This window comes from Microcoleus sp. LEGE 07076, assembly GCF_015207455.1.
Taxonomy (GTDB): domain Bacteria; phylum Cyanobacteriota; class Cyanobacteriia; order Cyanobacteriales; family Microcoleaceae; genus Microcoleus.
The window spans coordinates 1-10,764 of record NZ_JADEWV010000195.1 but is presented as its reverse complement, the minus strand read 5'-3'; the positions used below and the strand labels follow the sequence as shown (position 1 = coordinate 10,764).

The window sequence follows — 10,764 nt, the reverse complement described above, 5'->3', positions numbered from 1 at the left end:
GCTTTGACGCAAGCCTTAGAGATTGCTGGATCTAAGAGTGTTTATGGGGCTTTGGCTGCGATCGGGATTGTGGCTGGAGTTGTGGCCCGGATGGTAGCGGGCGAAAGGTCGATCGCCACCGGCCGCGGGCTCTACACATTTATCCTCTCAGTCGCTACTTCCGGTTTCGGGCTGTGGCTGGGCAATTGGTTGGTCGATCGGATCTTTTAAATTAATCAGGACTCATACCATTTTTTTAAAGTTATGTACAGACTTTCGTCAAAAGGTAAAGGAGATTACAGTGCCCGGTCGTCCTCGATCTCTATCGCATCTTTAGAAAAATGGTATTAAGTAGAAAGGCACAAATAAACAGCACTATGCAATCAAAGGTAAATCACGCGTTTCCCCGAATCCCTCCTGCCTCACCTCAACTATAAATATTCTCATTGCTTAGTTAAAAAACTTCTCAGCATTCTGTGCCTGCGCCTGCAAATGATTGATCTACTTATTGACTTGATTTTTGATTCTATAGCAGTTCTCAAGCGTTGTGACGTATGGGGGATCCTTCCCCGGCGCGGGCCGCGAGAGCACCTCATGTTACTGAGACTCGGTTATATAGCGGTTCTCAAATAAGTGAGGTATGCCCTATGTCCGGCGCGGGCCTATGCCCAGCAGCACCTCATGCTACTGAGACTCGGTTATAGTATTCAGAAGCCAGTCGCTTTTCAAACAACCACTGTTTGCTTTCAGGAGAATCATCAAGCCAGCGATCGATCAATTCCGCCCATTTGACGGGCAGACGCAACTCGTCCCAGGTTGAGTGAGAAGCGACAGAAAGATTGTGATAAAGCGCTGAATCGGAAATTAGTTTCTCCAGACATTTCGCTAAAGCCAGAGAATTACCCGCCTCAAAAATCATGGCATTAAGGCTGTGCTTCAAGTGAGTTTTAAACATCGGGTGATCCGAAGCTACAATCGGTGTTCTCGCGCGCAAAGCGTGCTGAATTGTTAGGGGAAAGCCTTCGGGATATTCGTGTCTGCTAGTCACTAACACCACATCGGATTCTCTCATTAAAGGTTCTAAAGTCGGAGTTGGCACCATTCCCAGAAATTCGACACACTCTTTAATTTGCAACTCTTCGACTCGCCGATCAAAAAACTCTTCTTCGCCTTTACCTGCCATTTTTAAGTGAACTGATATATCCTGCTTTCTTAACTTGGCTACAGCTTCTAAGATATCGCCAACTCCCTTACTTTTTACTAACAAACCAGCGTAAAATAATTTCAAACTTTTTTTGACATCTGCAGGAAGTTCTTTTGGCGAGAAAGAGCCGGAATTTGTTTCTAAGAGAAAGTCCCAAGGAATTATTTTGTCATGTTTTACTCCAATTTCTTTGAACAATAAAGATGAAGTAATGCCGTAAGTTCCTACCCATTCTATTTGCTTGTTGTTCAACAAATTGGCCAGGAAATAGTTGCGGATTTTATTTCGCCAACTTGTTGTGGCAATAGATTCGGCAAATACAGCGATGGTTCTAATTTTGTTTTTAATGGCCCACTTGAAAACGTCGGGAATAGTTGTCCGCATGACTAAATGAGTCGGATTTTGCTGGGCAATTAACTCGATCAATTTCTTGGTATCAATTTTGTTATTAAATCCGCAACCGATCGCCCGCACGCCATTTTCTAGAACCCGATCTTCAAATTTTGGTGTTATGCAGCAAATAACCGTTACCGACTCGCCTCGTTTTGCCATCTCGGTAACGGCATCAACAGAATATTTTTGAGCGTAGTAGTTTTCACTATCCCCTCCCGCCAAGCGTTTAAAAGTTTCTGCGTAATCGCCGGCATACTGAACTATGACTAAGCGCATTTTCCTGAACTCTTGTTTTATAGTATCTAGTAACTCTTACAGGGCAAAAGATTGGCGATCGGGTTGAATTCGACAATTTGGGATATCACCGCGATCGCACTGTTAATTTTCTTTTGGCTCATACCAATTTAATCTCAAGTTGCATAGATCTCGATCCCCTTCCCATCCCCCTGATTGTTGGGGGACGAAACAGAAGAATCTTGTTCCCCCCTGATTGTTGGGGGGTGCCAGGGAGAGCGGATTCTATGCCGCCTCATAAAAAATTGGTATCACTCCTATTATAAAAAGTTACCAAAACAAGCACATCAATAAATAGCAGTAGAACTCGCTTTGTACGGGGAGTTTGAGACTAATTTTCTCTTGATTTTTCTGAGAGTGTGTTGCAGGTAGGATGGGGAAATTAACCTCGACTCAGCAAGCAGAAATACTCTCCCCTGCAATTTGATGTCCGAAGTTGGGATCTGCGATCGCTTGTGGCACTCACCTAGCATATTTGAGGGGATGCCTGCTGAATTTACCTGTAAAATTCACAAACCTTGACAATACTTGCCTTGAGGGCGCTCAGTAAGCCAAAGTTTCTAAAGTTTCGCGCAGATAGGAGCGCACCTGTTGATCGATGGTGACATTTTGCTGCTGACTATCAAAATTGAGCTCTAGCTGCCAGCGTTGAAACCCTGAACTTGCGCCGATCGCGGATTTGAGACTGTCCCAGATTTCAGAATTTTCGCACAGCTCCCTCGGCTCTGCTGCTTGAGGTTGTTGTGCGATCGGTGAATAATTCGCCATATTGTTATACCTCTGTTTTAATCCCCTGTAAGGATTCAAATCTTACATTGACTCTCTCTATTATAGATTCTTCTCTCCAAATAGCCAATATAAAATATCCACAACCTGCGATTAAAATTTAAATATTAATACTATTAATAATCCCAATCACATCAAGGAACCTAACGTAGCTTTTTTAATTCCATACATTTGTCCAAATTAAAGTAGCTTAAACTACAATTATTTCTATTTTAATTTTTTATTTCACTTTTCGAGCGATTGTTGGGGTAAGGAGGTAGCGCCGTTGCTGTCATCCGTTTGTGGGTTAACAATACTCTCGACTGACGAATTCCCAATTGCGGGTTGTGGGTTAGCTGACTCTTCGGGTGCACCCTCCCCCACAGTTTTCTCGCCCACAAAAGTCGGCAAAAGTCGATCGACTTGCCAAAGTGCGATCGTAAAATTATCCCGAATTTTTTCTAAAACATAAGGCTTTGTCGCTGCCATTTCCGATTCCGGCGCCAGCAAAACCGCCGCCACACTAGCAGACACCTGCAAAAACAAATTGCTAGCTAAAAAAGCAAAAGCTGCCAACAACAATCCCGCCCACCGCCAGGAAGGAGGAAACGGAGCCACCGAAGCCGCGAGGGGAGCCTCTCGGTATAGCTGCCACAAAACGACTGCCAGCAAAACAGCTACAAAAAAAGCGATCGCTTGATTTAACTTAGTTTTAAACCGAGTCAGAATCTGCTGCTGGGCATTAGTTAACTTCTCCGGTTTCACAGCCGCGACTAAAAGACTAAAAATGTAAAAAGGGCGGAACCACTGCATCCAAAGCACAGGAAAAATACCTGTTACACCCACTAAAAACACTTCTAACTGCACAGGGATCACGGGAGAACCCACTGCGAGTCCCAGCAAGCACAGTCCCAGGAAAATCGGCAGTACAGCCGCCCCAGAAAGGTGAATCCACAAGAAAGGCTCTGACCAAAAAGAACGCACTTTAATTAATTATTAGTTATGAATTACGAGTTTTGAATTTTGAATTTTGACATTTTTGGCTGGACTTTTGACTCTAAAACCCGATGCTAGAAATAAATATTTAGCCGTCAAACCGAGTTGCTTGAGATAATTCTGATTTGAGTGGGTGAATTTTGAATTGTCAGCCAGGGAAAAGACGATTAGGAGGTTCTTGATTGCTAAAACATCAGCTTTTATTTCTTCTTTTTGCTTCAAAAGTTGCGAATCCTGAGTTTTCGGGTATTGAGTGAAGAGAATAGTTTCGAGCGATCGGCAACAAAACAGACGCTCTTAAACCGGGTTTCTCTGAAAAATCTTGGTTTTTCAACTAGAAAACTAGGTCGCAACCCGGTTTCGGGCATCGCCCGGAGTAAGTCCCGGGCAATTTAGTTGCCTTCACTTAAAACTTCTCTTCCAACTCAACACTCACAACTGACAACTATTGAGATAGAGTCCGGCGCTTAGTAACCATGCGGTAGGCTTCAATAAGATCGCCATCCGCCCAGTTGCTAAACCCGCTCAAGGAAATGCCGCATTCAAAGCCAGCATTTACTTCCTTGGCATCTTCCTTCATCCGTTTGAGGGAGTCGAGCACACCTTCGTAAACGACACTGTTACCGCGGCGTACCCGAACCTTACAGTTGCGGATGACCTTGCCAGAAAGTACCATACATCCAGCCACAGCCCCGCGACCGATCGCAAAGACAGCACGCACTTCAACTTGACCCAGAGGTTCTTCAACCAGTTCGGGTTCCAGCAGACCTTCCATCGCCCCTTGAATATCATCCAAAAGGTTGTAGATGATGCTGTATTCCCGCACGTCTACGCCCGCTTGGTCGGCAGCTTGGCGAGCACCGGTGGCGAGAGTAGTATTGAACCCGATAATCACAGCATTACTGGCTGCAGCGAGGTCAATATCCGTTTCTGTGATTTCTCCAGGAGCAGACAGCAGCAGTCGGAGTTGAACTTCTTTTTGAGGAAGTTGAGTCAGAGCGCCGACAATTGCTTCGAGGGAGCCTTGGACATCTGCCTTCAAGATCAAGTTGAGTTCCTTGAGAACGCCTTCCTTAGCTTGTTGAGAGAAGCCGCTGAGACTGATCCGGCCGCCTTGCAGCAGGCGGGAATCTCGTTGGGAAGTAGCTCTTCCGCTGGCGATCGCCGCTGCTTCTTTTTCGTTTCCGAAGACATCAAACTCGTCTCCAGCTTGCGGTACTTCCCGCAATCCCAGCACTTCCACCGCAAAGGATGGAGTTGCTTGTTTTACGTGATCGCCGCGATCGTCGATCATTGCCCGCACCTTACCCAGAGCTGAGCCTGCGACCACAATATCGCCCACTCGCAGAGTACCGTTCTGCACCAGCAGAGTTGCCACTGGCCCTCTTGCCTTGTCGAGGTGAGCTTCAATCACAGTACCCTTAGCAGCTCGGTTCGGGTTAGCACTGAGGTCTTCCATTTCCGCCACTGTCAGAATCATTTCCAACAGCGTATCCAGGTTTTCCCCTTTAATTGCGCTGACCGGAACCATTGTAATATCACCGCCCCAGTCATCTGCGACCAAGCCGTACTCAGTCAGCTCCTGCTTCACCCGTTCCGGCTGAGCGCCCTCCTTGTCTACTTTATTAATAGCCACGACAATAGGTACTTTCGCCGCTTTCGCGTGACTGATAGCTTCAATTGTCTGAGGTCGCACGCCGTCGTCCGCCGCCACCACCAAGATGGCGATGTCTGTCACCCGCGTTCCCCGAGCCCGCATCGCTGTAAAAGCTTCGTGGCCGGGCGTATCCAAAAATACCACCTGCTGGCTCTTGCCTTCGTGTACCACATCCACGTGGTAAGCGCCGATGTGCTGGGTAATCCCCCCTGCTTCTCCCTGAGCCACCTTTGTTTTGCGGATCGAGTCGAGCAAGGTAGTTTTGCCGTGATCCACGTGGCCCATAATCGTTACCACTGGCGGACGGCGTTCGAGGTATTCCAAATCTGTTTCGTCCAGCATCTCGATCGTTTTGAGCGCTGGGGCTACTTTTTCTGGGGTTTCCACCTCTACGCCCATTTCTTCGGCTACCGTTCTCACCGCTGAAATGTCTAGGGTTTCGGTAATGTTTACCGCAATGCCTTTAGAGAACAACCGTTTAATAATTTCGGTTTCGGGAACTGCCAAAGTAATTGCTAGTTCTTGAACCGTCATCGGTCTGCTCAGCAGCAGCTTTTCTGGACGTTCTACCTTAGCTTCGGCTGTTTTCCCCCGATTGTTGCCGCGTCCGCCTGATGAACCAGAAGAACTTTTATCGTGAGAAGGGCCCGGTCTTTTATTTTTGCCGCTGCTTCCGGGTGCACCCGGAGTTGGTGTTGACTTTGGTGCTGCCGTGCTCTTGGCTTTAGCTGGGCGGGCTAGGGAGAGGCTGACGGTAACTGGTGCCGGCAGATCCAAGCCATTTTCTAAGTCGTCGTCATCGTCATCTATCGGTTTGAGACGACTACGCTGCTTGAGTTTGGCAGCTTTAGCAGCTTTGGCAGCATCTGAGTTTTCTTCGTCATCATCTTCCCAAATGACTTGGGTCTTTTTGGCTGGACGAGGCAGGGAGGGCCTTTCGAGGAGAAGAATCCCGGAGTCCGGCGTATTATCTTCTTCATTATCGTCAGTGTCATCCCCTGCGGCTCCGGTGTCGCCGCCCCGGCTGCGGAGGCCGGTAGCTGACGTTGCTGGGGCCAGGCTCCGGCGCGGGCCACCGGGCTGAGGTCGATCGGCAAGTTGAATTTTGACTGGGCCAGCAGCGCCTTCCCGGCGCGGTCTTTGCGCGTCGCGAGATTCCGTACCTCCGGGTGCGGGTCTGCTGGGGCGGCTCGGTTTTGCCGGCGCTTCCAGAGTTTGTGCCTGTTGTGATTGCTCTTGCTCGGTTCTGGCAAGTTTGAGTACCGGCTTGTTTCCCATAGTTTGTGGGGTGCGACTAGCCGACTCCGACGTCCCTCTGACTGGCGGCGACGTGAGTTTTGCCTCTGGCGCTGCTGGAGGGGCTGCTGGCTGGCGTTGGCTGCGTTCGGGAGCCTTTCCCGAAGAAGACGGCGGTTGAGGTGTCGCAGGTGCCGCAGGTACCGCAGGTGCTTGAGCCTGGGCGGTTGTTTCCGGGGCGATCGCACCTACAGTTTCCGACACTGTTTCCGAAGTAGCCTCCGAGCCACCGACATTTGGCTTCGACAGCACTGGTCGATTGATATTTGGTTTAGCTGGGGACTGGAGTTGTTGAGATGCGGGCGATTTTGGAGGAATTGCCACGGTTGCCCCTGGCTGGGTTTTTTGCTCCTCGTTTCCCGCAGGCTGGGATGAATCACCAGCCGGTCTTACTTTTGGACTGCGTATTTCTAAAATTTGCTGCTTTTTTTGTTGGTCGTTAGGGTGAGGGCCAGATTCTCTAGATGGCGCTGCTGCTCTTTCGGGAGGAGCTGGCTTGCCGGGGGAAGAGTGGCTGCTGGCTACGTATTTTTCCGCTGTTTTGCGAATGCGTTCTGCTTCTGATTCTGTAATTGTGCTGCTGTGGCTCTTGACTGAAATATTGAGCCTCTCGCAAACTGCCAAGATGTCTTTATTATCCAAATTTAGTTCCCGTGATAATTCGTAAATTCTTACTTTGCCGTTGTTCATCCACTCTGCCCTCTTTTGTGCCAACCAGTTTTTACATTTTGATTTTTTGTTCTAATGACGACATCATTCGCTGTGATTGATTCAGTGTCAGGAATCGGGGTTTTGGTACTCAGCGAGGCAATTTTATCTAAAAGATGCAACTAGCCCTCCTTCTGCCTTTGGAGAATTCTCAAGTCTTTTTGGGAACGGGGGAACTCGAAAGTCTGAATTTTGGCAACTGCCACTTTCTCAAGCTTCTAAGTTTGCCTTTCCCTCTTGAGGATACCTCTGCTAGTACCCTACCCTTATCTAATCTGACACAAATCTTTCCAGACTGGTGGGCAGATCGGATTGGGGGTTTGAGAGCTGGCGCTACCGCTAATTACTGGTAGGGCTGCCCGCGAGGGTTTACACAGTCGAGACCGAACTCTTGTCGGTTTTTCGCCCGGTTGAACCCGAGTCAGATGTACAGTCAGATGTGGCTAAACGCTGCCAAAGTGTTTGGTACAGTTCGTCAGACACAGGCGCTTTGAGCGTTCGCCCAAGTCGATTTTTTTTCTGAGCTGCTTTGAGGCATTCGCTCACCCGACAAAGGTAAGCCGAACGACCGAGGCCACTATCTAATTCTACCTGATGAGAAGGATAGACCCTGACTACTCGCCAAAAAGCTTCTTTTGGAGCTATTTTTCGACAACTTGCACAACACCGGTAGTTCGGTTTCATTTCTTGTCACAGGGGTAGAGGGGGAGATTGAGGCAGTCGGAGACAAGTCCTCCCGATCTCCGGCCGGCCAAAAAGCGCAGAGTTAATCTCGCAGTTTTTAGACTGGGGCTGCGGTTTCGTCCGTAGCTGCCTCATCTTCTTCCAATTCTGCGGTTTCCGCCTCGCCCTCGAAGCCTGATGCTTCGTCTTCGTCTTCGTAGTAGTCCTCTGCTTCTTCCAGCCTGGTAGCTTCTGCTGCCAATTTGGTGTCTTCGGCGTCGCGATCGTACTTAGCAATATCTTTGATATCGATTTTCCAACCGGTCAGGCGGGCTGCGAGGCGGACGTTCTGACCTTCTTTGCCAATGGCAAGACTGAGTTGGTCTTCAGCGACCAAAATGTGAGCCCGCCTGCCTTCTGGGGCAACCAAACGTACTTCATCTACTCTAGCAGGACTCAGAGCGTTAGCAATATAGGTTGCGGGGTCTGGAGACCAGCGGATCACGTCTATTTTTTCGCCGCGCAATTCGTTGACTACTACCTGAATTCGCGATCCCCGCGCTCCGATGCAGGCTCCTACGGGGTCTACATCGCGATCGAGGGTATCTACTGCTATTTTAGTCCGGGGGCCGACGTGGCGGGAGGGCGGATTTGCCTCCCTGGCTACGGCGACAATCCTCACCACCCCATCTTCTATTTCTGGTACTTCGTTAGCAAACAGGTAAACCACCAAACCTGCGTCGGCTCTGGAAACGAGTAACTGCGGCCCTCTAGTGGAGCCTTCGCCTACTTTTTTGAGATAAACCTTGAATGTAGCGTTGGCGCGGTAATTGTCGTTGGGCAACTGTTCGCGCTTGGGGAGTTCGGCATCTACTTCCGGCTGACCGAAACTGCTGGTGACTGCTAAAATTACCGACTGCCTCTCAAACCTCAGCACTCTTGCTTGAAGAACAGTTTCTTCTAAATCTTTGAACTCTTCTTGAATCATTTTGCGCTGTTGGTCGCGCAGTTTTTGAGCGAGAACTTGTTTGGTCTGGATGGCTGCCATGCGACCAAATTCTTTTTGATTTGGTGTTACGTCTACTAGTACGATGCTCCCCGGCTGAGCTTCTGTGGCTACTTCTTGCACTTCCAAAAGTGATATTTCGTGATCGGGATTTTCGACTTCTTCGACAATTGTTTTGTTGGCTAAAACACGGAAACCTTCTTGTTCGGCGTCCAGTTCTACATCAAAGTTTTCAAAGTATTCTTCGCTGAAGTGGTCTAGCTTTTGGGTGCGGCGGTAGCGTTCGTATCCTTTGAGCAGGGCTTCTCGCAAAGCTGCTTGGACGGCGTGTTTGGGTAAATTTCGCTCTTTGCTAATGCCTTCGACCATTTCTTTTAGTCCGGGCAGGGGAACCATTGACATATAAAACACTCCTTTTTTTCTGTGGCAATGCGTAACTGGCGATCGGCAATCACTAATTGGTGATTTTTGAAATGAACTTGATGGGTGATGATTTCTGAGTGACAAAAATAGGATTAGGTAAGGTCGGTATTGTAACAATTTATTTGTTGTTTCAAGTCAACCCGCTGCTCTAGATTTGATTCTGAAAAATTAACTCGCAGCGAAGCATTTTCAGCTTACTGCGAGGCCATCTCAAATCTGGCGGAGACTCACAGGCACCGCCCCTACAACTCAAAACTCAAAATTTACCTTTACTACTCCTTTCCTTCGTCTAGTTCTACTTTGGCAATTTGAGGGCGGGGAATTTTAACCTGTCGCCCTTTTTGATTGAGATAAACCGCTGTTTCATCCCGGCATACCAGTAGTCCTTTCCACTCTTTGATTCGCGAGTCGGGTTCGGTGGCTTTGACTGTCACGGGGAAGCCTTTAAAGGTAATGAATTCTCGATCGCGGATGAGCAATCGGGATATTCCGGGACTGGAAATCTCTAGCACGTAGGCATCGGGGATGATGTCGGTTGCGTCTAACTCGGCGGCAAGGGCTGTGCTCATCCGCTCGCAGTCGGCTAAACCGGTGTCTTGCTGGAGGTTGCGGATGTCTACCCGCAAGACGGGAGGATGTTGGTTGGTGTGAAACACTGCTCCCACTACTTCCAATCCCAATGTTTCCGCAACGGGGCTAGCTAAGTCAATGATTTGTGGGATTAGGGGATGAGTCATATCGAATACTAAAGTTAAAACTCCTGAACTCGGAAACGGTAAGGAAAAATCAGTTTTTGAGATTGATTTGCTTTGATCCGGCCAAAAAACGGGGATAGACCCCCGACTCGGGTCAAGCCAAAAATTTTAGACTCAAGTTCGGGCTCCCAGATTAATCTGTGGAGTAAATCTAAAATCTCAAAGTTGTACGGTTGCGAAGTCGAAGTATCTGAAATCTCCAATCGACCTGATTTTTGACTGCAAGATATGAGGGTAAAAACTCTGATATTTTGCGGGGGAATGAAGAAAAAGATGTCAGATTTTCAAGCCCGGGGATGAGCTTGTGGGGTTTAAATTCTGGCTTCTAGTTTCTGCTTTTTAGCCGGAGGATGACTTTGTTACCTCGGCCGCGACCGGGAAGTCTTCAGCTTGCAGGTGTGATGTCCTCAGCCGTTTGGCTGCGACTAATGCAACAAAAAAAGTGGGCTTGACCCACTCCTAGGTGAAACAGTTTCTTCCAAGAAGTTTGAGGGCTGCCTCCGATCGAAGTTGACCTCAGTTCTCAGTTTAGCTCGATCGCCAGCCCGGTGACAAACCGATCGCGCTGGGAGAGTGTCGGAGGGAGTGTCGGGGAGGGGGAGAGGGTGAGTGTCGGGGAGTGTCG

The 10,764-nt window shown here is 48.6% G+C and carries 9 protein-coding genes and 1 pseudogene; 2 read left to right on the top strand and 8 right to left on the bottom strand.

The window, feature by feature from the left end:
* A pseudogene (locus IQ270_RS23950) lies at positions 1-210 on the top strand (J domain-containing protein); the annotation flags it as partial.
* A 448-nt stretch (positions 211-658) separates the two neighbouring features.
* Here IQ270_RS23950 and IQ270_RS23945 read toward each other — a convergent pair.
* The 5 genes from IQ270_RS23945 to infB form a co-directional block, all read right to left on the bottom strand.
* Positions 659-1,852: a glycosyltransferase family 4 protein gene (locus IQ270_RS23945; RefSeq protein WP_193975687.1), complete on the bottom strand. Its 1,194-nt coding sequence runs from the start codon at positions 1,850-1,852 to the stop codon at positions 659-661.
* 561 nt (positions 1,853-2,413) lie between these two features.
* A complete protein-coding gene (locus tag IQ270_RS23940) occupies positions 2,414-2,638 on the bottom strand; it encodes a hypothetical protein (RefSeq protein WP_193975686.1) in 225 nt (74 codons plus the stop codon).
* A 243-nt stretch (positions 2,639-2,881) separates the two neighbouring features.
* Positions 2,882-3,619 carry a low-complexity tail membrane protein gene (locus IQ270_RS23935; RefSeq protein ID WP_193975685.1) on the bottom strand — a complete coding sequence of 246 codons (738 nt, stop codon included), beginning with the start codon at positions 3,617-3,619 and terminating at the stop codon, positions 2,882-2,884.
* Positions 3,620-3,631: 12 nt separating this feature from the next.
* Complete coding sequence (locus tag IQ270_RS23930) at positions 3,632-3,853, bottom strand: hypothetical protein (protein WP_193975684.1); 222 nt, start codon at positions 3,851-3,853, stop codon at positions 3,632-3,634.
* Positions 3,854-4,076: 223 nt separating this feature from the next.
* Positions 4,077-7,274, bottom strand: coding sequence for a translation initiation factor IF-2 (gene infB / locus IQ270_RS23925; RefSeq protein ID WP_193975683.1), 3,198 nt, complete (start codon positions 7,272-7,274; stop codon positions 4,077-4,079).
* Positions 7,275-7,408: 134 nt separating this feature from the next.
* Here infB and IQ270_RS23920 point away from each other — a divergent pair, with 134 nt between their 5' ends.
* The gene (locus IQ270_RS23920; RefSeq protein WP_193975682.1) at positions 7,409-7,645 is read left to right on the top strand and encodes a hypothetical protein; all 237 of its coding nucleotides are present in this window, start codon (positions 7,409-7,411) and stop codon (positions 7,643-7,645) included.
* A gap of 16 nt (positions 7,646-7,661) precedes the next feature.
* Here IQ270_RS23920 and IQ270_RS23915 read toward each other — a convergent pair whose 3' ends face one another.
* From IQ270_RS23915 to rimP, 3 genes are all read right to left on the bottom strand, one after another.
* Entirely contained in the window at positions 7,662-7,976 is a 315-nt protein-coding gene (locus IQ270_RS23915) for a YlxR family protein (RefSeq protein ID WP_193975681.1), read from the bottom strand.
* A 97-nt stretch (positions 7,977-8,073) separates the two neighbouring features.
* Complete coding sequence (nusA, locus tag IQ270_RS23910) at positions 8,074-9,363, bottom strand: transcription termination factor NusA (RefSeq protein WP_193975680.1); 1,290 nt, start codon at positions 9,361-9,363, stop codon at positions 8,074-8,076.
* A gap of 293 nt (positions 9,364-9,656) precedes the next feature.
* Positions 9,657-10,121: a ribosome maturation factor RimP gene (gene rimP / locus IQ270_RS23905; RefSeq protein WP_193975679.1), complete on the bottom strand. Its 465-nt coding sequence runs from the start codon at positions 10,119-10,121 to the stop codon at positions 9,657-9,659.
* Positions 10,122-10,764: the final 643 nt, after the last annotated feature.

Excerpts from the sequence above, each read along its gene's own strand:
- IQ270_RS23945 (WP_193975687.1), bottom strand. The coding sequence starts at position 1,852 with ATGCGCTTAGTCATAGTTCAGTATGCCGGCGATTACGCAGAAACTTTT.
- IQ270_RS23940 (WP_193975686.1), bottom strand. The coding sequence starts at position 2,638 with ATGGCGAATTATTCACCGATCGCACAACAACCTCAAGCAGCAGAGCCG.
- infB (WP_193975683.1), bottom strand. The coding sequence starts at position 7,274 with ATGAACAACGGCAAAGTAAGAATTTACGAATTATCACGGGAACTAAAT.
- IQ270_RS23920 (WP_193975682.1), top strand. The coding sequence starts at position 7,409 with ATGCAACTAGCCCTCCTTCTGCCTTTGGAGAATTCTCAAGTCTTTTTG.
- IQ270_RS23915 (WP_193975681.1), bottom strand. The coding sequence starts at position 7,976 with ATGAAACCGAACTACCGGTGTTGTGCAAGTTGTCGAAAAATAGCTCCA.
- nusA (WP_193975680.1), bottom strand. The coding sequence starts at position 9,363 with ATGTCAATGGTTCCCCTGCCCGGACTAAAAGAAATGGTCGAAGGCATT.
- rimP (WP_193975679.1), bottom strand. The coding sequence starts at position 10,121 with ATGACTCATCCCCTAATCCCACAAATCATTGACTTAGCTAGCCCCGTT.